The organism is Campylobacter sp. RM12640, assembly GCF_020137595.1.
Classification (GTDB): domain Bacteria; phylum Campylobacterota; class Campylobacteria; order Campylobacterales; family Campylobacteraceae; genus Campylobacter_E.
On the sequence record NZ_JACGAU010000023.1, the window covers coordinates 1 to 25,304 of the forward strand.

Here is a 25,304-nt window from a genome sequence, read left to right on the forward strand (position 1 = left end):
GCGTATGAAAGCAATAGGTAAAGTATCTTTACCACAAGAAGCATTTTTAAGTATTTTAAAGATTGATTAAAAAAGGAATTTCAAATTGAAATTCCTAAACTTTATTTAAACTATTAGCTAGGTTTAAGCAATCTTGCAAAGTAGGATAGTCTGAAACAAAGATATTTTTTACATTATATTTTTTTAATTCATTTTCAGTGCTTTTTCCTATTGCTATTATATTTTTTGGAAAAGTTTTGAAAAAATATTCATAATCACGCACTCCTGATGGTGCTAAAAATATCAATATATCTTCATTATTTATTGACTTTACAAAAGGGTTTAAATCATTATCTAAAGGCGTATTTAATCTAGTGTTACTATATGCTATTACAGACCTTAGACTAATATTATTTGAATCCAAAAACTCATCTAAATCACTTATAATATTTAAAGCCCTAAAATAAACACATTTTAAATTATTTAGCAGTGGCAATATCTCGTTTTTAAATTCACTCGCGTGAGCTGATTTGCCTGTATAAAATACATCTAAGCCTAAACTATTTAGGTATTTCGTAGTTGCTAAACCTATACTAAAAATCTTTTTATTTTTTAGATTAATATTATTTAATACACAAGATTTAACGGCATTTTTGCTAGTAAAAATACAAGCATCAAAATCATCATTAATGCTAAAATTATTAAAAATTATTTCATTTACAAAAATACTCTTTATATTTGTTTCGTTTTTTAAACCAACTACATAAATCATTCAAAAAACACTTCTCTTTCAAGTTTGCAAAGCAATAAAGCACAAGCTAAAGCACATTGATTTTGCTTATAAATCCTATCTCCAAGTAATTCTAATCTCTCGTGCAAAATCAAGCCTGTATCACTAATAGCACATATAAAAGCTACACCGCTTTTAACGCCTAAATCATCGCTATCTCCTAAAACCCCCGTGCAAGTTATAGCGTAATTTGCCTTAGTTAATTTTAATACCCCCGTAGCCATTGCTAAAGCACAATTTTGAGAATAAACTGCTTGATTTTCTAAATGAATATCTTCTACATTTAGCCAAGCTTTTTTGCTTTTGTTTGAGTATGTTATAACACTACCTTCATAAACACTACTTGAGCCATTAATTTTAGTAAAATTACTAGCCAATAATCCACCAGTGCAGCTTTCTGCGAAGCTTAATTTTTTGTTATTTTCTTTTAATTTTTTAATTATATGCTCGTATAAATTATCAGCAAAAATCACTTTTTTAGGGAATAATGATTTAACGGAATTTAAAAGCCCTATTTCATCTGAATATTCATTGGTATTTACTTTGACATATAATAAATTATCAAGTAGTGAATAAATATTAAGACTTACTCCATAAGGCTTTACGCTAGTATTTAATAATATTTCAGCACTTTCTAAATCCAAATCACTTATTAAAAAATCATAACTTTGTTTTGTATTATGCAAAATTTCAGGTAGATAAAACATACTAGCTTTTAATATATTAATCATAACCCCATTTAAATCTATTAAAACTGAATTTTTCTTATAATCTTTAGGATTTTCTACTATAAACTCATCATCAATTAAACTCAATTCACATTCTTTTAATGTAGCTAGGATTTTATTAATCATAGAAAAAGAATACTCATCAGCAATTATCGTTACTAATTCATATTTTTTAACATCTATTTCTAAAAGAGTATTTAATTTAGAATCATCATCATTAAGCTTAATGATAGTATTAGCAAACAAATTCTTCTTAGCCAAACTTCTATCTACAAATTCACAAAAACTACTATTAAAACTCAAATCTTTTGTAAAATATATTAATAAATGTTTCATTTCTTATCCTTTTATTTAAAAAAGTATAGCAAAATAAGTGCATTTTAACAATCAAAAAATATTAAAGGCACATTTATGGATTATAAAGATACATTATTATTACCCAATACTACTTTTGAGATGAGAGCAAATCTTTATGAAAACGAGAAAAAAAGTTTTGAAAAATTTTCATCATTTGCATACGCACAATTAAGAGATAAAAAAGCACCTAAATTTATCCTACACGATGGCCCTCCTTATGCTAACGGGCATTTACACATAGGTCATGCTTTAAATAAAATCTTAAAAGATATGATTAATAAAACTAGATATTTTCTAGCTAATAATTCAATTTCATATACTCCTGGTTGGGATTGCCATGGTTTGCCTATTGAACAACAAGTTGAAATCAAATTAAAAGATAAAAATCCAAGTATAAAAGAAATTCACGACGCTTGCACAGAACACGCAAAAGAATTCATAGGTATTCAAATGAAAGAATTTAAAGACTTAGGAATAATTGGAGATTTTGACAAGCCTTATTTGACTATGGATTTTAAATTTGAAGCAAATATTTACAAAACTCTTTTAGAAGTAGCTAAAAATGGTTTATTAATTCAAAGAAGTAAGCCAGTTTATTGGAGTTGGGCTGCTAAAAGTGCTTTAGCTGAAGCAGAAGTTGAATATGAAGATAAGGAAGATTATTCAATTTTCGTAGCATTCAAACTAAACGATGATGCAAAAGCAAAACTTAAATCTTTAGGAGCAAATGATAGTATTTTAAACAATGCAAGAGCTGTTATTTGGACTACTACTCCTTGGACTTTACCAGCAAATAAAGCAATCGCATTAAATAAAGATGAGCTATATGTTTTAGGAGAAAATGGTCTTATCGTAGCTAAAAAAAGATTAGAAGATTTAGCAGAATTTAATATTAAACCTGTGCTTGAGTTTAAAGGAGATTTTTTAGAAAATACAAACGCATTAAATCCTTTAAACAATAATATATCTCAATTCATAACAGGAGAGCATGTTTTAATGGATGGCGGTAGTGGTTTAGTTCATACTGCACCAGGACACGGAGAAGATGATTATTATGCTTGTTTAAGATATAACATTGAAGTAGAAATGCCTGTAGGAGATGATGGTTGTTATGATGAAAATATCAAAAGATTAGTGCCAAATAAACCTGAATTATTAGGAATGCATGTATTTAAGGCAAATGAAGTAATTATTGAATTATTGGGCGAAAGTCTTTTAAAATGCTCTAAATTTATACACTCATATCCATTTTGTTGGAGAACTCATAAACCAATAATTTATAGAGCTACTAAACAATTTTTCATAGCTATGGATAAAGAATTTTACAATGGTATGACTTTAAGAGAATTAGCTCAAAAATCACTTGATGAAGTGAGTTTTTATCCAAAAGCAGGAAGAAATAGAATAGGAACTATGATTAGCAATAGACCTGATTGGTGTATTTCAAGGCAACGCTCTTGGGGTGTGCCTTTAGCATTCTTTAATGATAAATCAGGGAATTTGATTATGGATTTTGAACTTTACGAACACCTTGCAAGTATATTTGAAAAAGAAGGCGTAAGAGTATGGTGGCAAAAAGATATTAAAGATTTATTACCAGCTAATTCAAAATATAAAGCAGATGAATTAGAAAAAGTTACTGATATTTTAGATGTTTGGTTTGATAGTGGCTCTACATTTAACGCTGTTTTAGCTAGTGGAAATTACGATATCAAAACAACTCAAGCTGATATGTATTTAGAAGGAAGCGACCAACATCGTGGGTGGTTTCAAAGCTCATTGTTATTAAGCGTTATTTTAAACAAACAAGCACCTTATAAAGCAGTTTTAACTCACGGATTTACCGTTGATGAAAAAGGTAGAAAAATGAGTAAAAGTCTAGGCAATGTAATAGCGCCAGAACAAATTGCAAAAAATTATGGCTTAGAAATCTTTAGACTTTATATAACATTATGTGATTATTCAACTGATGTTAAATTAGGTGAAAGCATATTAAAACAAACTAGCGAACAATATAGAAAAATAAGAAATACAATAAGATTTTTATTAGCAAATACAAGTGATTTAAAAGCTTATAATTATAATTTCAGTGATTTAGACAAAATGATTTTAAATAAAGCTAATAATGTGTTTGAGCTTTACAAAAAATCATTCTTAGAATATGATTTCGCTAAAGGTATGAATGCACTTTGCACATTTTTAAGTGCTGATTTAAGTGGTGTTTATCTTGATATTTGTAAGGATAGCTTGTATTGTGATGCTAAAGAAGATAGCAAAAGAACAGCGTCAATTACTGCAATGGCTTTAATACTTAAAAAATTATTAGTTTTACTAGCACCTGTATTAACTCATACTACAAATGAAGCTTGTGAACACGCAAACAAATTTATATTAGGCGATATTAAGAGTATTTTTGATTTAGAAGATTTTGATTTTGCTAGTAAAATCACACCTAGCAAAAACGATTATGAATATTTATTAAAAACTCGTGTTAAATTCTACGAGCAAATTGATATATTGAAAAAAGATAAAATAATCAAAAGCACATTAGAGCTGAATCTAGCTACTAATGATGAAGTGATATTAAATTATGAAGAAGCAGCTGATTTTTATTCATTAAGTAAAATTGAAGCTTTAAATAATAACGAAGCTTTGGCAAGTTTTGAAATTGATAATAAAACATACAAAATCATAAAATCAAATCTATGCAAATGCCCTAGATGTTGGAAATACTTAAGCCTAAACGAAGAAAGCTTATGTCCTAGATGCGAAAGGGTGTTAAAATGAGCGAACCTGTTAGCTTAGAGCTAATAGTCGGCACTATTATAGTATTAGCTATAATTAGTGCTATTGGAGTAATTTTAGTAAATAAAGGAAAGAAATGATAACTTTAGAACAAGCATTAAAATTAAGTGATAATGAATTAATAGAATTAAAAAAAGAACTAAATAAATTAGCATTAGAAAGCAAACATTTAGGAGCTTATGTAGAGCAATTAATCAATACTCCTTTAGATGATGTTGATTATCTAGGAGTGCCTGTAGCTATTAAAGATAATATTCAAGTTAAGGGCTGGAGCATTACAAATGGTTCAAAAATAATGCAAGGATATTATGCACCTTATGATGCAAGTGTGATTAACAATATGAAAAAACACAAATTCGCACCATTTGGAAGATGTAATATGGATGAGTTTGCTATGGGTAATACTACAAAAACAAGCTTTTATGGAAAAACCCTAAATCCTTTAAATAATGCTTTAGTCCCAGGTGGAAGTAGTGGTGGTAGTGCTGCTGCGGTAGGTGCAAAAATAGCTCTTGCTGCATTAGGAAGCGATACAGGTGGAAGTGTTCGCCAGCCTGCTGCATTTTGTGGTTGTGTAGGTTTTAAGCCAAGTTATGGAAGAGTTAGCAGATATGGACTTGCTAGTTATTCAAGTAGTTTAGACCAAATAGGAGTATTAACTCAAAATGTAAAAGACGCTAGTATTTTATACGATGCGATTGCAGGTCATTGTGAGTTTGATAGCACTAGTGCTGATATTCAATTTGTGCCTACATTTGATAAATTAGACGCTAATAAAAAATACAAAATCGCAATTATTAAAAATTATATAGATTCATGCTCTGATGAAATAAAAACACAAACTTATAAAGCTATAGATAAATTAAAAGCTTGTGGTCATACCATAAGTGAAGTTAGCCTTGCTGATAGTAAATACGATGTAGCTGCTTATTATATAATAGCTTGTGCTGAAGCAAGTGCTAATTTAAGCCGTTATGATGGGATTAGATATGGCAATAGAGCTAAGGAATTTAAAGATTTAAACGAGTTATATGTAAATACTAGAAGCGAAGGTTTTGGGCTTGAAGTTCAAAAAAGAATTTTATTAGGAACATTCGTGCTTTCAAGTGGTTATATTGACGCATATTATAAAAAAGCTCAATTAGTAAGAGAAGTTATCACTAGAAAATACAATGAAATTTTAAGCGATAATGATTTAATACTAATGCCTGTTGCACCAAGTCTTCCAAAATCATTTGATGCGAAGACTAGTTCTGTTGAAAGCTATTTAGAAGATATTTTCACTATTTCAGTTAATCTTGCAAAACTTGCAGGTATTAGCGTGCCTGTTGCTAAAACTGAAGATAATTTAAATGTGAGCGTTCAATTAGTAGCAAAAAGATTTGATGAGCAAAACTTATTAAATGCAGCATTAAGCTTGGAAAACGCTGTTAAATAACCTACCCTATTCTATTTTAAATTCTAAGAATTTAAAATAGATTTTAATCACTTTTAGCACTTTGCTTAATATTTATATTATGTAATTTTTATACTTTATACCTTTTTTATCGTAAATTAACTATCTAAATAGTGGTTAAATTGTAAATTAATAAAGTTTTTTGATATTTTTATTTAAGTAAATGCTATGATATGAAAAATAAAGGAATTTGAATGCTTAAAATTTGGAATGTTACTATTTTTAGTTGTGGTTTTAATTTAAGACATTGATTGTGCTATATAGCACCATATAAATTTATTAAAAAAAAGGTTAGATGATATGCAAAGAGATTACGATAAAGAGCCGGTAGTTATCAAGGATATTAATACATTTTTTGATTTTTTACCTGCTTTTGTTTGTATGATAATAAGTTATATTGCGTATTTTCTAACAGATAATCCTAGCTCTTCACTTCATAGAAATGTTTTTATAATTATGCCATTTTTAGCACTACCTTACATAAGACCTTTTATAAAATGTAAAAGAGAAATCATAATTACTAAAAATACCATTAATTATCTAAATAATGGCGAAGTGTTAGAAAGTATTGATTTAAATAAGCCTTTTAAGATATATAAAAGCTTTTCGGTAGCTCATCACAAATCACAAAAACCCCATGAAGTAATTCAAATTTTATGGATTTTTTTACTACCTGCTACTATCTTACAATACTTTATAAATTTTATTCTTAAATTATTTTATTACATATTTACGCTTAAACTAAAATACTATAAGGTAATGGATTCGGTAATTTTATTGCAAGATGAAAAGATTATAAATATATTAAGCATTGAAAAATATCACGAGCTTGAAAAGTATTTTAAAGATAATCATAATATCAATATAAAAGAGCTTAAAATTTATTTTGATAAATATGGTTATATTTATGAAAAAATTGATAGTTAAGGAGTTAATGATGACAAAAGAAGAATATTTGAATTGTATGGATAATTTTAAAAATATCTAGACTGCAATGTATGATGTTGGAGATAAGTATTTAAAAGATAAGTATGGAAAAATAGTTTTGTAATCTTCCTATGAAAAATATTTAAGGTTTTAGTATGAAAAACACATTAGAATTCTTAAAAATACTTTTTAAGATTTTTATAATAATTGAAATAATGATTGCTATTGGCTCAGTTTTAGCAGGTGTAATTTTTAGCATTGGCTCAGATGTAAATGTAATTTATTCAATTCTTTTTTGCTTTTTTGTAGCTAATGGTTTAATTTTTACAGATTTAGGTCAATTATTTGATTTATCATATAACGCAATTTCATTTCATCCACTAATATATCTTAAAGTTTTTATAATTATATTTTTTATAATATTTTTCTTTAAATTAAGAAAAAGATTTAACAATAAAATAGCTTTTAAATATAGCATAATACCTATGATAATAATATTTGCTTTATATAATTATTTTTTTAGAACCATACCTGATTACTCAAGTAAAACTCACGAAAGAATAGTAACTCTAAGTGATTATAAAAAATATCAGCAAGGCTATTGCTTAAAAGAAGATAGGATATTACCTAAAGATGAGCTTTATAAAAGAGTAGTGGTTGATGATCTTACAAAGCAATTAGTATATAGAGATAAAGTTTATAAAAATCTTTATAATATCATTGCAAGTCATAAATATAAGATACATAAAGATATAAATCTAGATAATTACAAAGATTACTTAAGAAAAAATGCTTATTCTAAATATCTTGTTAATTACGATGAATTAGAATCAGTTGATTATACTAAATATCTAGTAATTGATACCAAAAGTAATACAGCTGGATTTACTAAACCTATTATTCTTGTGGGTGATGGTTTAATTTCAGTTACATTTTATTTAGATTTAGCATTTGAATTTGAAGATAATGCATATAGATTTTATAAAATTTACCTTTCTGATGAATTTGATGAGCGTGAAGACAAAGAAAAAGAGTATAAATATAGACTTGAAAAAGTTGATTATTGGCTTTTGTCGTATGAAAATGATATAAAAAAACAACGTATTTCTTATAATTATAAATTTGATAATTGTGGTTATTCAAACTTTGATCCAGAAAAAGAAGAAATTGAATGATAAAAATTATAAAAAGGAGAAAGAATGGCAAATTTTAGATTAGATTTAAATGGTGATTTTATAAAATATTATCATTATACCCATGGGGACAAAAACTCTTAATAAAAATAAAATTACAAATTATAAAACTTATAATTCTTATTTTAAATTCTTGTAAAAATTATGAGAATTTGAAATAAGAATTTAAAAATATTATAAAAAGTAACACAATAATAAGAATTAATAAAATTTTTTAATATTTTTATTTAAGTTAATGCTATGATATGAAAAATAAAGGAGAATAAATGCTTAAAAAAATTTCTTTATTACTTATGCTAGTTTTTAGTTTAAATGCTTTTGAATTTGTTCATAAAGATAAAATACCAAAAACTCCTATATATACTTTATTTAATTTAAGCAAAAAAGGATCTAAAATTGAAATAATCTTTAAACCACAAAGAAAAGATATAGGAAAACATTTAGGGTTTTATGTTTTTTATCCTACGTATTTTTGCTATGGTAAAATAGGCAGTAAGGATTATCGTATAGTTAATTTATATGACAAAAAAATAGTAGATAATATACGAGATAATCCTTATTATCCACTTGCACTTGATATTAAAATATATGAGCTTACTAAAGATGGTAATGAGATATTAGTATTTGATAAAGTCGCTACACCAAATGATGATACATACGTAATAGGTAGTTCAATTATGAATATTAAAGGTGAAGAAGTCAGAATGGTACAAAGACATTCTAGAATTTATTTTGTACCTGAGAATAAAACATATAAAGCAGTCATTACAAATCTAATAGATGATGATAATATAAGGGGTGATTTTACAAAAATCGCAATTACAGTTAATAGAAGAAAAGTTTAATAAGGAGAAAGAATGGCAAATTTTAGATTAGATTTAAATGGTAATTTTACAAATATTATCGTTATACCCATTGGGACAAAAACTCTTAATAAAAATAAAATTACAAATTATAAAACTTCTAATTACTATTTTAAATTCTTGTAAAAATTATGAGAATTTGAAATAAGGATTTAAAAATATTACAAAAAGTAACAATTAATAAAAATTAATAAAGTTTTTTGATATTTTTATTTAAGTAAATGCTATGATATAAAAAACAATTAAGGTTATATTATGAAAAAAACATTAGAAATCTTAAAAATACTTTTTAAGATTTTTATAATAATTGAAATAGTGATTGCTTTTTACTCAATTTTTGCTGGTGTTATTTTTAGCATTGGCTCAGATGTAAATGTGATTTATTCAATTATTGTTTGTTTTTTTGCAGCTAATTATTTCATTTATGAAAATTTAAGTCAAATAATAATTTTATTTTATGAGGGGTTTATACTTTATCCACTAATATATCTTAAAGTTTTTATAATTATATTTTTTATAATATTTTTCTTTAAATTAAGAAAAAAAATTAATAACAAACTTGCTTTTACTTATAGCATAATACCTATGATAATAATATTTGCTTTATATAATTATTTTTTTAGAACCATACCTGATTACTCAAGTAAAACTCACGAAAAAATAGTAACTCTAAGTGATTATAAAAAATATCAGCAAGGCTATTGCTTAAAAGAAGATAGGATATTACCTAAAGATGAGCTTTATAAAAGAGTAGTGGTTGATGATTTTACAAAGTTATTAGTACGTAAAGATATTCTTTATAAAATGATTTATAATAGCATTACAAATCATGAATATGAGATACATAAAGATATAAATCTAGATAATTACAAAGATTACTTAAGAAAAAATATTTATTCTAAAAGATATGTTAATTACGATGAATTAGAACCGGTTGATTACACTAAATATCTAGTAGTTAAAAATAATATAGTTGGATTTACTAAACCTATTATTTTACTTGGATGGGGTGCTTCTGTTTCAATTTCAGTTTATACGGATATAGCCTTTGAATTTAAAGATAATATATATAGAACCTATAGCTTTTATCTTATTGATGAATTTGATGAGCGTGAAGATAAAGAAAAAGAATATAAATATAGACTTAGAGTTTTTAATCATCAGCTTTTATCATACGAAGCTGATATAAAGGAAAAACGTAGTTATATACGCAAATTTGATAATTGTGGTTATTCAAATTTTAATCCAGAAAAAGAAGCAATTGAGATTTATAATGGTATTTAAAATTATAAAAAGGAGAAAACATGGCAAATTTTAGATTAGATTTAAATGATGATTTTACAAGCGAAATATTATCATTGTATTTATGGGGACAAAAAAGAGCTCCTAGTAAAGATGAGATTACAAATTATAAAACTTATAATTCTTATTTTAAATTCTTTAAAAAATTACAATAATTTACAATATAATTTCGTAATTACAAAAATTCAAACAATGACTAGTTTGATAAGTTTTTATTATTGAATTGATATAACAAGCTTTTTATAAGGATTTAGCGTGTTAGAGTGGATATATAATAAATTAATAAAGGTTTTTATTGTAACTTGCTTTAAGGTATTATTATTTACTTAACTTTATGTGATATTTTTTTGGACTTTATTTGTTTTATATATAGATATTTTAATAACAACTACTTTTTTACTACAATATTTACCTATAAATTATGAAAGTGTTAGTAATAATACTTATTATAATTTACATATAAATTTATTTACAATTTTACAATTTGGCTTACCTTTACCTTTATCTATTTTTTATTATAAAAAAATTGATAATTATTATAGATATGATAAGTTTTTAGGCTTTTTATTTTTTGTAATATCATTTTTTATTCTAAATTCCTTATTTAAATTTTATTTGTTTAAAATACAAGATATAAATAATTTCGCATCACTTCCTATAAAAAATAGCATATTAAGTCTTGCTATGGCTTGTATATCTACTATTTTATTTTATTGTTATATAAAATATAAAAGCAAAAAATGATAACTTTTAATTCCAACTATTTTTACAATAAAACATTTTTAAATTTATTAAAATCCTAATTTAAATTCTAAAATATTTTACACCATCAATTAACCTTATTGTTTAAAAGAATTTAAATAAACTTATTTGCTATACTAAACCACAAAAGTTGTTTTATATTTGGAGCGATAAATGTATTCTAAGCTGATAGAGTTTATAAAAAAATCATTATATTATTTGTTTGTACTTCTTTTTGCATTAATAATTTTAATGATTGGTATTGTTTCTATGGCGATATATAATTTTTTTCAACCTTACGATTATAGTGATTTTGTTAAGGTAACAAAGGAATTAAAAAAAGTTGAAGAAATTTTATTAAAGCAAGGATATAAACCATATTATGATTTTGGTGATAAAAGAACATATAAGGTAAATTACAATGAACTTGGATATGGTTGCATTATTGATGAGTTACAAAAACAAAAATACGCTATTCAAAATTTTTTTGTGAGATACCTACAAACGCATTTAGAAAAAATCAATAATTATAAAAGTATAGATAAAATAAAAGAAATAAAAAAATTTAGCAAAGATTTATTAAAAACTTCACAAATCTATGAATTTAATTACGAGCTAACAATTGATGGTTTTGAGCATTTTTATGATAAAAATTCTTTTATTTTTAAAGATGGAAAATTATTTGTAAAATATTATTACTTTAATTTTAATAATAATTTGCTTGAAGAAAATTATGAGTTTTTAATAGATGATTGTGGTTATATTGAGCGTATGTAGTAAAAGAGTTAGTATGAAAGTAATTAATAATTGTTAGGATTTTAAATGTTTTTTAGAATAGTTAAATTAATAAAAATACTGATATTTGTTATAGGTTTATTATGTTTAATACTTGCTTTGTGTTATTTCGCATTAACTTATTTTATAAGTAATAACACCGACCCATTAAAAGAATTTAATGAACTTAAATCAAAATTATATAGAATTGAAGCAGACCTAAGTGAGAATAATTTGAGCTATTATGATTTTAATACTGATAAAACTTATAAAATAGATTATAATAAATTCGGCTATAAGTGTAGAATTGAATACCTAGAACGACAAAAACTCGCTATAAAAGATTATTTTAATCGTCATGCAAATGTAGAAAAATTAGAAAAAGTTCAAAATTATAAAAATATAGATGAAATAAAAGAAATAAAAGAATTTAGCAAAGAATTATTAAAAACTTCAAAAATAAATAAATTTAATAATGAGCTAGTAATAAAAAATGATAAATATTTTTATGATGAAGCTTCATTTGTTTTTGAATCTGAAAGATTGTTTGTGAAGTATTATTACTTTGATGAAAATAGTGATTTTAAAGAAGTTAGTGAAGAGTTTTTCATAGATAGTTGTGGTTATATTGAAAATATATATAAAGCAATAAGTTCTAAAGGTAGATTTAGATTATAAAAACTATAAATAATTTATAAATATTATTTATAGTTTTAAATGAATAAAATTATTTTAAAAGATTTGATAATTTATCTTTAACTTCGTTTGAGTTTAATTCTAGTTTTTCAAGTGTTTTACGAGCTCTAAATTCTACCAAATTATCATCAAGTTTTTTACCCACTACAATAGCATAAGGTGTGCCTATTAACTCATAATCACTCATTTTTACACCAAAACGCTCATTTCTATCATCTAATAAAGCCTTAATACCATTAGCCAAACAATACTCATATATATCATTTGCAAACTTAATTTGCTCTTCATTTTTAATATCTGATATTATGATTTGTAATGTAAATGCTGAAATATTTTTATCAAAAATAAGCCCATAATCATCATTATTACATTCAGCAATTACTGCTAAAAGCCTACTAATTCCTATACCATAACAACCCATTATAAAAGGTTTTGCCTTGCCATTATTATCAAGATAAGTTGCATTCATAGCACTTGAATACTTATCGCCTAATTTAAATATATGCCCTACTTCAATGCCTTTTGTAATTTTTAAAGCTTTATTACACTTATGGCATTCATCGTTTTCTTTAACCAAGCTTAAATCATAAAAACGCTCTTGTAAAAAGCTAGTTACCTTAAATCCTACATAATGATAGTCTTTTTCGTTTGCTCCACAAATTAAATCGCTTTCATTTTCTAACTCGCTATCTATGAAAAATCTAACAGGACAATCCTTAAGCCCAATAAATCCTGGAACTAAATTAGCTTTTATTAATTCTTCTTCACTTGCATCTACTAAATCAAGTGCATTAGCTGCATTTAAAGCCTTAGTTTCATTTAGCTCATCACAACCTCTTATAAAATATACTATGATTTCTTCTTTATCTACATATATTGCTTTTTTTGCTACTGCTTTTATGAAATTATGCTCTTTGCATTTAAAGAATTTAGCTAAATCTTCTATGGTTTTTACATTTGGAGTGTGAAATTTTGCAAAATCAGCTTCTATTTCTTTAATAAATTTTCTTTTAGCTCTTTTTGCTGTTTCTATATTAGCACAATATCCACATTCACAAATAGCCAAATCATCTTCTCCACTAGGACTAATCACCATAAATTCTCTTGAACCACTTCCACCAATTGCTCCGCTATCTGCTTCTACAATCGCATAATTTAACCCTAATTCATCAAAAATTTTACAATACGCTTCTTGCATATTTAAAAACTCAGTTTCTAAAGACTCAAGCGAATCATGAAAACTATAAGCGTCTTTCATAATAAACTCACGAGCTCTAAAAAGTCCAAATCTAGGTCTTGCTTCATCACGGAATTTAGTTTGAATTTGAAATAAATTAATAGGCAATTGTTTATAGCTTGTAATTTTTCCACGCACAAGCGCAACTATTGCTTCTTCTGCTGTCGGACTTAGGATAAAATCATTTTCTTTTCTATCCTTAAACCTTAGCAATTCTTTACCAAATTTAGCACTTCTTCCACTCTCATCCCAATAATTTAACGGGCATACAAAACTAAGATTTAAATAGTTTGCTCCTGCATTTTTCATATGCTTAATTACAATATTTTTAATATTTTCTAATACTTCAAGCCCTAATGGTAAATAACTATAAAGTCCTGAGCCAAGTTGCTCTATATAAGCTGCTCTACTAAGTAAAATATGACTTTTTAAGATAGCATCTCTTGGTGCTTCTTTTGTCGTTGGTGCGTATAATTTTGAAAATCTCATTCGTTTTCCTTCACATTAAATAAATAATTTAAACTTTGCGTTTCTAAACCTTCATCATCAATATTTTTAAGTCTTATTGTAGGTTCATGCAAATAAGACTTCATAACTTGTTTTGCGAATTTCAATGCTTCTTCATTATCACTATTTTTTAAATAACCTTTCTTAATTGCTATTGCTAATTCTTGATTTATGATTTCATCTGCTCTAATTCTCATAGCTTTTATTATAGGAGTTACTTGAATTACATTTAAATCCTTATAAAACTCATTAACCATTTTTGCAACTACACTAAAAGCAATTTTTGCTTCTTCATCTTTAAATTGCATATTTTTCTTAACTATTTCATTTAGACTATCAACGCTAAAAACTTCTATCAATTCGCTATTTTCAAGCTCAATATCTCTTGGCACAGCAATATCAAAAAAATACCTTTTAAACTCAACTGGACTTATAATATCTTTAGTAATTATAGGTTCATTTGAACTAGTAGCACAAAATATAAGCTCATAAGAATTTAAAATAGAAACTAAATCTTCATAATCTAAACATATTAAATCTAGTTCATTTGCTAGTTTTAAAGCATTTGCTTTGGTTCTTGAAATTATCGCAATATTTCCTTTTGTATGATTTAGCAAGTGTTTTGCAGCTAATTCTATCATCAAACCACTTCCTATTAAAAGGATTTTTTTAGTTTTAATATCACAAATCTCTCTTGCTTTTGCTACTGCAACAGAACTTACTGATACAGAGTTTTTTGAAATAGCAGTTTTATTTCTAACCATTGCAGCACATTTAAAAGAATAATTAATCGCTACTTCTAAATTAGGAGAATAATTAGCACTTTGCAAGGCTTGTTTTAATTGACCTGTGATTTGAGTCTCCCCTATTACAAGGCTATCAAGTGAGCTTGAAACACTAAAAAGATGATGAATAAACCCACTGCCTTCGTAAATATCAGGAGAATTTTTGATAAGTTGCTCATCAATCTTACAAATTAAACATAAGCACTTTATTATGTATTCATAAACACCCACTTGGTTTTCAATATAACACATTATTTCTATTCTATTACAGGTGCTTAAAATCACGCATTCTTCTATGTAATCATTAGCTAAGATTAATTTATAAATTTCTTTTTTCTTAAATTCATCACTTAAAGCTAGTCTTTCTCTTACTTCAATACTTGTATTTTTATGAGTAAAACTAACGCTAAAATAATGCATCAAAACTCCCTAAAAATCATTTTTTTAACGATTTCTTTTAATTCATCGCTACTTGCGTATTTTAATGCAAGTTCTCCGTAATTTTTAGCTTCATTTATACTTGCATTTATTAAATCGTATTTTAAAAATTGCTCTTTTATCCACAATAATTCATCTTTGCTTAAAGTCTTACAAAAATAAGACCTTAGCCTTGCTTTATCATCGCCTTGCAATTTTTTATCTAGCATAATGTATGGAAGAGTAACTTTGCCTTCTTTATAATCATTTAGATTTGGCTTTCCTAAAGTAGCTTCATCTTGAGTAATATCTAAAATATCATCAACTATTTGAAAGGCAATTCCTAGATTTTTACCAAATTCTTTATAATCATTAGCGTTAGGATAATTAGCTAAAAGTGCTGCTGCATATGCACTCGCTTCTATTAATGAAGCAGTTTTTTTATAAATCATTTCATAATATTTGCTCTCATCTTCATTAAAGCTTTCTCCAAGCTCTACATCAAGCAATTCGCCACTACTAAGCAAGGCAACTGCACGACCAACACAGGCTGCTATTTCACTTTTAAAAGAGCATAAATTATAAAACGCAATTGAATATAAAATATCGCCTAGCATAATAGCAGTTTTATCGCCATAAATTGCATTAATACTTGGAGCATTTCTTCTAGTTAGTGCTTCATCTATTACATCATCGTGCATAAGTGATGCTAGATGAATACACTCAATTACTGCACTTAATTTATAAGCTTCATCACTAACTCCAGCTATTTTTAAAATCAGTTTTGAGCGTAATCTTTTGCCGTGATTTACCTTGGCTAAATACTCATAAATACTAGGATGCTTTAACTCTTTTATAAATTCATTTATATAAAAATCTATCTTTTCCATACTACTTCCCTTTTAAATTCTTATTAAACTCAATATCTACTCTTCCATCGTTATCAATAACTAAAACTTTTATTTTAGCTTTATTATCTTTAAAATCCTTAAATTCTAAAAAAAGTGTAACTTTATCAATGCTAGGATTTTTGTAATTAGGCAAAATTTGTTCTTTAACAAAATCAAGCCCCCTTCTAAGAGATAATACATATTGTTTTCTATAATTTTTATAATCTTTAAAATTAGTTAGCAAAATCAAATTCGTATTATCAAAATGCGTCCATCTAAAGGCATATTTTTGCCATTTTTCTTCACCCTTAGGACTTATGAAAAACCATTCTAATTCATCTTTTTTTAAAATATATTCTTTTTCATAAGCAAAATTAGGCACACCCGCAAATAAATTAATACTAAAAAAAATCAGTATTAAAAATCTATAATATTGTTTGGACATTCTTTATGATAAACCCCAGCTGCGTCATAATATTCATTACAATCTTCATAATAATGAAGCCTAATTCCATCTTTACTAGCACACGAGCTAAAAATAATAGCTATTAAAACAATCAATTTTTTCATGCTATCAACCATTGAAATAATTTTTTAAGCTCTTCACTTTCACTTCTTCTATTTTTATGCTTTTTTCTCCATTCATAAGGATTTTGAGCGTTTTTATCTATCCATAAGCCTTTTAATTCTTGTCTTGCTTTTAATTCATCGCTTTTATACATATTTGTATAATAAGAATACGCCCAAGCACAACCTTGCTGAACTACATAGCGATTTATATCTACCTCATCTAAATATACAATTGCTATGGTTCTTTTATATTTATCTTTGCCTTTGATTTTCAAATCAACCTTTTTGCCAATTATTTTAGAAGACAAAACCCTAGTACAATATGCACCAAAATTCTGACTTGTTTCAGGTGCGTCAATGCCATATAATCTAACTTTTGTTTTTTTCTTGCCTTTTCTTACTTGAATAGTATCTCCGTCCATTACTTTTGATACAAAATACTCTCCTGCAAATAGATTAATACTTAGCAAGAATATCAAAACAAATCTCATTATTTAGCTCTTACAATTTTATTTAAAAATGTGAAATTTTCTTTAATTTTAAAATCACTTTCAATAGATTTTGCTAATTTTTCTAAAGAAGATTTAAAATCATCAAATAAATAATTAGCATAAGAACCTGGATTTGGATTAATCTCATTTAGATAAATCTCATTATCTTTAATAAAAAAATCGCATCTAATTAAAGCACCTTTAAACAACGGCAAATAAAGTCTAGTAAAAGCGTCTTTTAATTTATTTACTAACTCATCATTAAGTTTGACTTCTTCTATTTTTTCTTGTTTAAAGCTTAGATATTTTTGGTCAAAATCTAAATGACCATTTTTCTTAGGCTCTTCAATCTTTGAAAATACAATTTTTTCGCCATCAAAAAATCCTGCTAGATTTACTTCTTGAATATTTTCAATAAAAGGCTCTGCTAAAATCTTGTCATCAAATTCATACGAGCTATCATACGCATAAGCAAAATCTTCTTTATTTTTTACTATATTTATACCTATACTACTTCCAAGCCTAGCTGGTTTTAAAATAACAGGTAGTTCAACCTCATCATTTTTGCTTTCTAATAATTTATAAGCAATTGTTTTAACCCCTACTTCATTTGCATAAAGTTTAGTTAAATGTTTATCAAAACTAAGCACACAAGCAGCAGTTCTAGGGCCTATGTATTTGATATTATAAAAATCAAACATAGAAGCTAATTTCCCATCTTCGCCATCTTTTCCATGAACTATATTAATAGCTATATCAAATTCTACTTTTTCTTCGCCTAAAAGTTTTTTAAGATAAAAGCCACCTTGTTTTAATACTAAAGGCTTAAGGTTTTTAAAACCGCCTTTTGCAAAATAATTTGCATTCATATTATTTTTATCTATTAGATAAAACTCATTATCAAAACTAACATAAATAAAAATTACATCATCTAATAATTTTGCCACAGTTACAGCACTTACTATGCTTATTTCATGCTCGTAAGAATTCCCACCAAAAACCATTGCGTATTTCATTTATTTTCCTTAACTTAATTTTTTAAGAGCTAGTTTTATTACTTCGCTAACACTATTTGCATTTATATCTTTTAAAGCTTTAATCACAGCTTCTTGTTTAAAACCTAAAGCAAGTAAAGCTTCACTAGCTTCGTAATAATAATTATTCTCCGCACTTATTCCCAATTTGATTATTTTATCTTTTAATTCTAATATTAATCTACTTGCACTCTTAGCGCCAATTCCTGGAGCTTTGCATAAAGCTTTTGCGTTTTCATTAATAATAGCACTTTGCAAACTCGCTACATCCATTGATGATAGAAGTGCCATAGCACTTGTAGCACCTATGCCATTTACTTTTATTAAGGCTTCAAATAATATTTGCTCACTTTCATCTAAAAAGCCATATAATTTATTTGAATCTTCTTTAATAATTTGAGTAATTAATAAAGCTACTTTATCTCCTTTATTAATCCTAGCAGCACTTAATAAGCTAAGATTTATTCCATACCCTACTCCATAAGTTTTTAAAATTATAAACGCAGGAGTTTTTTTAATAACTTCACCTTCTAAATAAACTATCAATAATCTTCCTTTTCTTCCATAAATTCATCTTCGTAATTTTTAACTTCTGTTCTTTTTAGCTTTACTATTTTTGCACTTTCTTCATCACCTATCATAACTCTTTCTAATTTTAAACAATATAAATCTTCATATTCTTTAGTATTATAAGTTAGCTCAATATCAGGATAAAGTAATTTAAATTTAATTTCATTTAAATTCGCCCATCTTTTAGTATTTATAACCTTTGCTTCATAGACTTTATTTTGCAATCTTTTTAAATCATCTTCTAAATCTTTATGCTTATCTTTAAAATCTTTTAATTTAGTAATTAAATCATTATATTCAAGCACAACATTTTGATAATCTCTAATTTTTTGCAAAAATGCAGTAGGTGGAATAATATTACTTTGTTTCATCTCTGCTAATCTTTGTTTAATTTGCATAATACTATCTTTATTAGCGTCTATGATTGATTTTTTACTATCTATAATTTTTGGTAAAGATAATAGATTTTTATTTACTTCGGCTAATTGACCTAAAGTTTTTTCAAGACTTTTAACAATTATTGGAGATTTACTAGCACTTACTAAGAATTTGTTATTTTCTCCTAAACACTCTTTAACAACTGCAATATCACTAACTTCTATAGTTGTATTAGTTGTAAGCGTATCTATCATTACTTTATTTGCTATGATTTTACCGCCTAATGCGTGTTTTACTCTTACATTTTTTCCTATAATAACGCCATTTTCAAGCCTATTTACTTCTATATCTTCGCCTTCGCAATAACCTCTATGCACTTCTATATTGATTTTTTTCGCATAAATCTTACTTTTTGAATGAGTTTGTCCGCCTATATTTGCAATTTTTGCTTTTACTACTGAATTTTGAGCGATATTTCCTTTTACATTAAGTGTGCTTACTTCTATACTAAGATTTGCCCCTACTGCATCTTTTAAATAATCTTGTTCATCAACATTTAAAGTAATATCTTTATTAATACCTGCATCAATTGAACCTGTTGTTTTAAATTCCACAGCTTGAACGCTAACACTATCTTTTATATCATACAATTTATCTCTATAAACAAAAGTTACATAGCCATTTATATTTGCATAATACTTTATACTCAAATCATCTTCAAGCATTCTAATATTTTCACTAACCTTAAAATCAGGCTCACTTATAATATTAGAATTAGTAGCGTTAATGATATTTCCTTTTAAATCCTTACCATTAACGGCTTTTATTGGTTTAATAAATTCAATTATTAATTCATCTTTACTAATAGCATTTATAAAACCACGCTGAGAATAATCAATTTTAGCATTTTCATCTACTTTTTTATCTTTATAATAAAGCTTAGTTTCTGAATTAATAGCATTAATTGGCTCAATCCCCTTAGCTAAAACTATACTAGCTTCTACTATTTGCTTATTTTCAAATGCCTTTAGCATTTTTACAAGCTGTTCTTGAAAAGTAAATTCTCTAATGCCTAGTAATAAACCTGCTTTTATAAATTTTTTATTAATTAAATCTCTAATATTTTCTATTAATTCTGCTAGTTCTGCTTTGTCTTCATAATTAATAGCATTAAAATTTGCCACTACCTTAGTAAGATTTTTATTTGTTCCTATCTTAAAATCAATTAATGGAACAATATTGTCTATTATTTCTATTTCATATATTTGTTTAATTTCTATATCATCATTAAAGAATTTATCATCGTTAAATACTTCTAATTCGTGTTCTAAAAGAGTTTGAGACATTCCATCTTTAGTGATTATTGTCTCATAATGAAGAACCTTAAAATCTAAATTATTTATATCTTTTCTATATCTATTTGCATAATTTGTTAATTCATCATAAGGTTTATCTGTTTTGATTATGTATTTTTCCAAATTGTAAAGCCTTTATTTTTTTTCGTTAATATACCTAAAAATAAATTAAAAAAGTAAAATGAATGAAACAAGAACTAATAAAAAAATATTTTTTCAATATTTTTGGTATTTTAATATCAAGAATAAGTGGCTTTTGTAGAGATTTTTTACTAGCTAGATTTTTAGGGGCTAGTATTTATTCTGATATATTTTTTATAATGATAAAGCTTCCGAGTGTTTTTAGAACCTTATTTACCGAAGGCACATTTAATCAAAGCTTTTTACCAAATCTAGCCAAGACTAATCGTAAAGGCGAATTTTGTGTAAAGATACTTATAATTTTTATAGCTATACTTAGTTTAATAGCCTTAATTGTTTTTATGTTTTCTAATATCTTTACTAATCTAATAGCCTATGGTTTTGATGATGAGATTAAAAAAATATCAGCACCTTTAATCGGGCTTAATATTTGGTATTTAGTGATTATTTTTTGTGCTTCGTTTTTTGCGTCTTTACTTAATTATAAAGGTAGATTTTTTATAACTAGCATAAGCGCTTCTATTTTTAATTTTGCTTGTGTAGCTGCTCTTTTAATATTTAAAGATTTAGAAAAATTACAATTGCTTAAAATGATTACTTATTTTATTTTAATAAGTGCTTTTATTCAAGTAATTATTTTAATGATTGCTTTAAAGGATAATAAAATCTTTCATTCTATGATAATTTATGTAAAGAATTTAAATCATAAAAATAAAAAAACTTCTCTTAAAGGCTTTTTTAAAAATTTTAGTTCATCTTTAATTGGCTCATCAAGTTCGCAATTAAACTCATTGGTTGAAATTGCTCTAGCTAGTTCATTAGCTCACGCAAGTATTTCATATCTTAATTATTCAACTAGACTTTATCAACTCCCACTAGCCTTAATTGCTATTGCTTTTACTCAAGTATTTTTCCCAAGCTTAATTGCTTATATTAAACAAGGAAAAATTCAAAATGCTATTTTAAGTATTCAAAAAATATTTGAATTAATGCTACTTTTATTAATACTTGCTGCATTAACAGGCTATATTTTAAGCGAAGAGATAATTAAACTCTTATTTGAGCGTGGGGCATTTACAAATGAAAACACACTTGAATGTGCTAAAGTCTTAAGGCTTTATATATTATGTATAGTTCCACTTGGAATTTCAAAATTATTTTTAGCTTGGATAAATGCAAATTATTTACACTCAATTGCTGCTAAGATTTCAATAATGTCTTGTTTTATAAGTATAATTGCAAGTTTATGTTTGATAAAAGATTTTGGTATTTTAGCGTTTTGTATAAGTGCTAATATTTCTGCTTGGTTTATACTACTTGCTTATCTTTTTGTATTTTCTTATGCTAGATTTTTTAGTATTTTAAGACCTAGCGTTTGCTTAGGAATTATCTTTATTAGTGTAATATTTGCTTATGTTTTAATATATTTAAAAGGATTTTTAAATGCAATTTTTTAACTCACAAACTAGAAAAAAAGAAGAATTTACATATAAAAATGAATGTATAAATATATATGTTTGCGGTCCAACCGTTTATGATGACGCACATTTAGGCCATGCAAGGTCAAGCATAAGTTTTGATTTATTAAAAAGAGTAATTAAAGCAAATGGTTTTGAAGTAAAATTAGCAAAAAACTACACAGATATTGATGATAAATTAATCAAAAAAATGAATGAAAGTGGCAAAAGTCTAGCTGAAATTAGCGAAACTTATATTAAAAGTTATGAAGCTGATATGAAAGCTTTAAATGTTTTAGAGCCTGATATTAGCCCAAGAGCAACTGAATATATTAATCAAATGATTAGTTTTATTGAAAAATTGCTTGAATTAAAATATGCTTATAGATTAGATGATGGAATATATTTAAATACAAGTTTAGATAAACTTTATTTAAGTATTTCAAACAAACCTCAAGATGATACTATCTCAAGACTTGAAAATGAAGTAGATAAAAAGAATGCAAGTGATTTTGTATTATGGAAATTTGATGATAATTATTATAAAGCAAGTTTTGGCACAGGTCGTCCTGGTTGGCATACTGAATGTGTTTGTATGATTTTAGATATTTTTCCTAAATTACACATTCATTGTGGTGGAGCTGATTTGTTGTTTCCACATCACGAAAACGAAGCTTGTCAATGTCGTTTAGCAACTAAAAACGAACTAGCTACTTTTTGGCTACATAATGGCTTTGTAAATATTAATAACGAAAAAATGAGTAAAAGTCTAAATAATAGCTTTTTTGTAAAAGACGCTTTAAAAGAATTTAGCGGAGAAACACTTAGATTTTATTTACTAAGCACTCATTATAGACAAGATTTTAATTACACAATTACTGATTTAAAAGCTTCTAAAAAACGCCTTGATAAAATATTTAGAGTGAAAAAAAAGCTTAATTTAAATGAGCTAGATTTAAAAACAATAGCACCTAATAGTGAGCTAAAATCAAAACTAATTGAAGCTTTAAGCGATGATTTAAATACTTCAAAAGCACTTGCAATTGTAGATGAATGGGTAAATTATGCAAATACTATAAAAGCTAATGATGAGCTTAAAAATGAGTTTTTAGCTATTGTTGAATTATTAGGAGTTGGAGTGATTAATCCTAATGAATATTTACAAAATTGTGATGAGAAATTCCGTATTCAAATTCTAAAATTAATTGATGAAAGAAATGAAGCTAAAAAAAATAAAGATTACGCAAAAGCCGATAGTATTAGAAATGAATTAAGTAATTTAGGCGTAAGCATTCAAGATAGCGCTAATGGTGTTGATTGGGAGATTTTATGAATTTAAAAGAAATAGAAAATCAAAATGTATCCCAATTAAAATTATCTTATGTATTAAAAAGGTTTAAGCACTATTTTAAAGATTATAAAATAAGATTTTTTCTAGCAATAATAGGTATGATTTTAGCTTCAGCTGGAACTGCTGGTAGTGCTAAGATTATTGAACCGATTTTAAATAAAATCTTTGTAGAAAAAGATGTAACATTATTATATATCTTACCTTTAGGTGTGTTTGCTTTATATTTTATAAAGAATTTAGGTCTTTATATGCAAACAATTAATATGGGTTTTATAGGTATAGAAATTACAAAAAGACTAAGGCAAAAAATCCTAAAAAAAATCATAGTAATGGATATGAAATTCTTTCAAAAACACCCTAGTGGAGAGCTAATATCACGCTCATTAAATGATATTGGAAGTCTTCAAAATGTGCTTACTAATTTCATTCCTGATATTACAAGAGAAATAATTACAACCTTAGGCTTACTTTATGTAGTGATTTCTCAAAGCCCAAAATTAGCTTTTTTTGCATTTATTATCTTACCTGCTGCTATGCTTCCTATTAGATATTTCATAAAAAAATTAAAAAGCATAGGAATAGCAACACAACAAAATTATGCCGAACTTACTTCAAGACTAAATGAGATTTTAGGCAATATTGAGCTAGTTAAATCATCAAATGCTGAAAAATTAGAACTAGAAAAATACAAAAATAGCAATGAAAATGTAGCGAAATTAATCTATCGTGGAACTAAAATAAATGCCTTTACAAGCCCTATTATGGAAACTTTTGGTGCTTTAGGCGTATCGGCAACTATAATAATAGGTGGAATGGAAGTTATAAATGGCTCTATGCAAATAGGCAATTTTTTCTCATTTTTAACGGCTTTATTTTTAATATATACTCCTGTTAAAAGAATTACAAGTCTTTATGCAAGTCTTCAAACAAACCTAGCAGCTAGCACAAGGACTTTTTATTTACTTGACCTTGAGCCAGAGATTAAAGGTGGAGATGAGAATTTAAATCAAGAAATTAAAAGCCTAAAATTACAAAATGCTAGTTTAAAATACGATAATAAATTAGCTTTAGATAATGTTAGTATAGAGTTTAAAAAAGGCGAAATCACCGCAATTATAGGAAGAAGTGGTAGTGGAAAAAGCTCTTTAGTAAATACTATTTTAAGATTTTATGAGCTAAATTCTGGAGAAATTAAAATAAATAATAACAATTATAAAAATTATTCACTAGATAGCTTAAGAGAAAAAATAGCAATAGTTACACAAAATATTTATTTATTTAGCGATACTATTGCAAATAATATTGCTTATGCAAATGAATTTGATGAAGAAAGAGTTATTAATGCTTTAAAACTTGCAAATGCTTATGATTTTATAAGTATTATGCCTGATGGAATTTATACTAAACTAAGTGAAAAAGGTAATAATTTTAGCGGCGGTCAAAGACAACGCCTAGCACTTGCAAGAGCGTTTTATAAAAATCCTGAAATAATAATTTTTGATGAAGCAAC

At 26.1% G+C, this 25,304-nt stretch carries 25 protein-coding genes; 14 read left to right on the forward strand and 11 right to left on the reverse strand.

What is annotated here, in order from left to right:
- Positions 1 to 70, forward strand: a 70-nt coding sequence (locus AVBRAN12640_RS10060) for a hypothetical protein (protein WP_442862377.1), incomplete at its 5' end; no start/stop codon positions are given.
- 24 nt (positions 71 to 94) lie between these two features.
- Here AVBRAN12640_RS10060 and AVBRAN12640_RS08135 read toward each other — a convergent pair.
- Both AVBRAN12640_RS08135 and AVBRAN12640_RS08140 read right to left on the reverse strand, forming a co-directional pair.
- Positions 95 to 751 carry a uroporphyrinogen-III synthase gene (locus AVBRAN12640_RS08135; RefSeq protein ID WP_336608728.1) on the reverse strand — a complete coding sequence of 219 codons (657 nt, stop codon included), beginning with the start codon at positions 749 to 751 and terminating at the stop codon, positions 95 to 97.
- Positions 748 to 1,833 (reverse strand): CinA family protein, encoded by a 1,086-nt coding sequence (locus tag AVBRAN12640_RS08140; protein ID WP_336608729.1) that lies wholly within the window; start codon positions 1,831 to 1,833, stop codon positions 748 to 750. The genes AVBRAN12640_RS08135 and AVBRAN12640_RS08140 overlap by 4 nt, the downstream gene beginning before the upstream one ends.
- 75 nt (positions 1,834 to 1,908) lie before the next feature.
- On the opposite strand from AVBRAN12640_RS08140, the gene ileS reads away from it, so the two are divergent.
- From ileS to AVBRAN12640_RS08190, 10 genes are all read left to right on the forward strand, one after another.
- A complete protein-coding gene (gene ileS / locus AVBRAN12640_RS08145) occupies positions 1,909 to 4,641 on the forward strand; it encodes an isoleucine--tRNA ligase (RefSeq protein WP_336608730.1) in 2,733 nt (910 codons plus the stop codon).
- A 94-nt stretch (positions 4,642 to 4,735) separates the two neighbouring features.
- Positions 4,736 to 6,097, forward strand: a complete 1,362-nt coding sequence (gene gatA / locus AVBRAN12640_RS08150; protein WP_336608731.1) for an Asp-tRNA(Asn)/Glu-tRNA(Gln) amidotransferase subunit GatA — start codon at positions 4,736 to 4,738, stop codon at positions 6,095 to 6,097.
- A 318-nt stretch (positions 6,098 to 6,415) separates the two neighbouring features.
- On the forward strand, positions 6,416 to 7,042 hold the full coding sequence (locus AVBRAN12640_RS08155) for a hypothetical protein (protein WP_336608732.1): 627 nt from the start codon (positions 6,416 to 6,418) through the stop codon (positions 7,040 to 7,042).
- Positions 7,043 to 7,197: 155 nt separating this feature from the next.
- A complete protein-coding gene (locus AVBRAN12640_RS08160) occupies positions 7,198 to 8,217 on the forward strand; it encodes a hypothetical protein (protein ID WP_336608733.1) in 1,020 nt (339 codons plus the stop codon).
- 284 nt (positions 8,218 to 8,501) lie between these two features.
- Positions 8,502 to 9,080 carry a hypothetical protein gene (locus tag AVBRAN12640_RS08165; protein WP_336608734.1) on the forward strand — a complete coding sequence of 193 codons (579 nt, stop codon included), beginning with the start codon at positions 8,502 to 8,504 and terminating at the stop codon, positions 9,078 to 9,080.
- A gap of 12 nt (positions 9,081 to 9,092) precedes the next feature.
- Positions 9,093 to 9,224: a hypothetical protein gene (locus AVBRAN12640_RS08170; RefSeq protein ID WP_336608735.1), complete on the forward strand. Its 132-nt coding sequence runs from the start codon at positions 9,093 to 9,095 to the stop codon at positions 9,222 to 9,224.
- Between the two features lie 129 nt (positions 9,225 to 9,353).
- Positions 9,354 to 10,382, forward strand: coding sequence for a hypothetical protein (locus AVBRAN12640_RS08175; protein WP_336608736.1), 1,029 nt, complete (start codon positions 9,354 to 9,356; stop codon positions 10,380 to 10,382).
- A gap of 20 nt (positions 10,383 to 10,402) precedes the next feature.
- Positions 10,403 to 10,555, forward strand: coding sequence for a hypothetical protein (locus AVBRAN12640_RS08180; protein WP_336608737.1), 153 nt, complete (start codon positions 10,403 to 10,405; stop codon positions 10,553 to 10,555).
- Positions 10,556 to 11,411: 856 nt separating this feature from the next.
- Positions 11,412 to 11,918: a hypothetical protein gene (locus AVBRAN12640_RS08185; RefSeq protein ID WP_336609472.1), complete on the forward strand. Its 507-nt coding sequence runs from the start codon at positions 11,412 to 11,414 to the stop codon at positions 11,916 to 11,918.
- A gap of 45 nt (positions 11,919 to 11,963) precedes the next feature.
- Positions 11,964 to 12,593 carry a hypothetical protein gene (locus AVBRAN12640_RS08190; RefSeq protein WP_336608739.1) on the forward strand — a complete coding sequence of 210 codons (630 nt, stop codon included), beginning with the start codon at positions 11,964 to 11,966 and terminating at the stop codon, positions 12,591 to 12,593.
- Positions 12,594 to 12,642: 49 nt separating this feature from the next.
- Here the strand turns inward: AVBRAN12640_RS08190 and AVBRAN12640_RS08195 are convergent, their stop codons facing one another.
- The 9 genes from AVBRAN12640_RS08195 to AVBRAN12640_RS08235 are packed head-to-tail and all read right to left on the reverse strand — an operon-like array spanning position 12,643 to position 20,968.
- The gene (locus tag AVBRAN12640_RS08195) at positions 12,643 to 14,337 is read right to left on the reverse strand and encodes a proline--tRNA ligase (RefSeq protein ID WP_336608740.1); all 1,695 of its coding nucleotides are present in this window, start codon (positions 14,335 to 14,337) and stop codon (positions 12,643 to 12,645) included.
- Positions 14,334 to 15,560: a glutamyl-tRNA reductase gene (hemA, locus tag AVBRAN12640_RS08200; protein WP_336608741.1), complete on the reverse strand. Its 1,227-nt coding sequence runs from the start codon at positions 15,558 to 15,560 to the stop codon at positions 14,334 to 14,336. The genes AVBRAN12640_RS08195 and hemA overlap by 4 nt, the downstream gene beginning before the upstream one ends.
- Complete coding sequence (locus tag AVBRAN12640_RS08205; RefSeq protein ID WP_336608742.1) at positions 15,560 to 16,447, reverse strand: polyprenyl synthetase family protein; 888 nt, start codon at positions 16,445 to 16,447, stop codon at positions 15,560 to 15,562. The genes hemA and AVBRAN12640_RS08205 overlap by 1 nt, the downstream gene beginning before the upstream one ends.
- A gap of 1 nt (position 16,448) precedes the next feature.
- The gene (locus tag AVBRAN12640_RS08210) at positions 16,449 to 16,892 is read right to left on the reverse strand and encodes a hypothetical protein (RefSeq protein WP_214117724.1); all 444 of its coding nucleotides are present in this window, start codon (positions 16,890 to 16,892) and stop codon (positions 16,449 to 16,451) included.
- Positions 16,865 to 17,017 (reverse strand): hypothetical protein, encoded by a 153-nt coding sequence (locus AVBRAN12640_RS08215; RefSeq protein ID WP_214119933.1) that lies wholly within the window; start codon positions 17,015 to 17,017, stop codon positions 16,865 to 16,867. The genes AVBRAN12640_RS08210 and AVBRAN12640_RS08215 overlap by 28 nt, the downstream gene beginning before the upstream one ends.
- Positions 17,014 to 17,508 carry a thermonuclease family protein gene (locus AVBRAN12640_RS08220; RefSeq protein WP_214117726.1) on the reverse strand — a complete coding sequence of 165 codons (495 nt, stop codon included), beginning with the start codon at positions 17,506 to 17,508 and terminating at the stop codon, positions 17,014 to 17,016. The genes AVBRAN12640_RS08215 and AVBRAN12640_RS08220 overlap by 4 nt, the downstream gene beginning before the upstream one ends.
- Positions 17,508 to 18,524, reverse strand: a complete 1,017-nt coding sequence (locus tag AVBRAN12640_RS08225) for a D-alanine--D-alanine ligase (RefSeq protein ID WP_214117727.1) — start codon at positions 18,522 to 18,524, stop codon at positions 17,508 to 17,510. The genes AVBRAN12640_RS08220 and AVBRAN12640_RS08225 overlap by 1 nt, the downstream gene beginning before the upstream one ends.
- A 9-nt stretch (positions 18,525 to 18,533) precedes the next feature.
- Complete coding sequence (gene ruvA / locus AVBRAN12640_RS08230) at positions 18,534 to 19,088, reverse strand: Holliday junction branch migration protein RuvA (protein WP_214117728.1); 555 nt, start codon at positions 19,086 to 19,088, stop codon at positions 18,534 to 18,536.
- Entirely contained in the window at positions 19,085 to 20,968 is a 1,884-nt protein-coding gene (locus AVBRAN12640_RS08235; RefSeq protein ID WP_336608743.1) for a flagellar assembly protein A, read from the reverse strand. Before AVBRAN12640_RS08235 ends, ruvA begins: the two co-directional genes overlap by 4 nt.
- A 62-nt stretch (positions 20,969 to 21,030) precedes the next feature.
- On the opposite strand from AVBRAN12640_RS08235, the gene murJ reads away from it, so the two are divergent.
- The 3 genes from murJ to AVBRAN12640_RS08250 form a co-directional block, all read left to right on the forward strand.
- Positions 21,031 to 22,443 carry a murein biosynthesis integral membrane protein MurJ gene (murJ, locus tag AVBRAN12640_RS08240; RefSeq protein ID WP_214119932.1) on the forward strand — a complete coding sequence of 471 codons (1,413 nt, stop codon included), beginning with the start codon at positions 21,031 to 21,033 and terminating at the stop codon, positions 22,441 to 22,443.
- Entirely contained in the window at positions 22,430 to 23,776 is a 1,347-nt protein-coding gene (gene cysS, locus AVBRAN12640_RS08245) for a cysteine--tRNA ligase (protein ID WP_336608744.1), read from the forward strand. The genes murJ and cysS overlap by 14 nt, the downstream gene beginning before the upstream one ends.
- A partial coding sequence (locus AVBRAN12640_RS08250) for an ABC transporter ATP-binding protein (RefSeq protein ID WP_336612988.1) occupies positions 23,773 to 25,304 on the forward strand: 1,532 nt, incomplete at its 3' end. The genes cysS and AVBRAN12640_RS08250, both read left to right, overlap by 4 nt.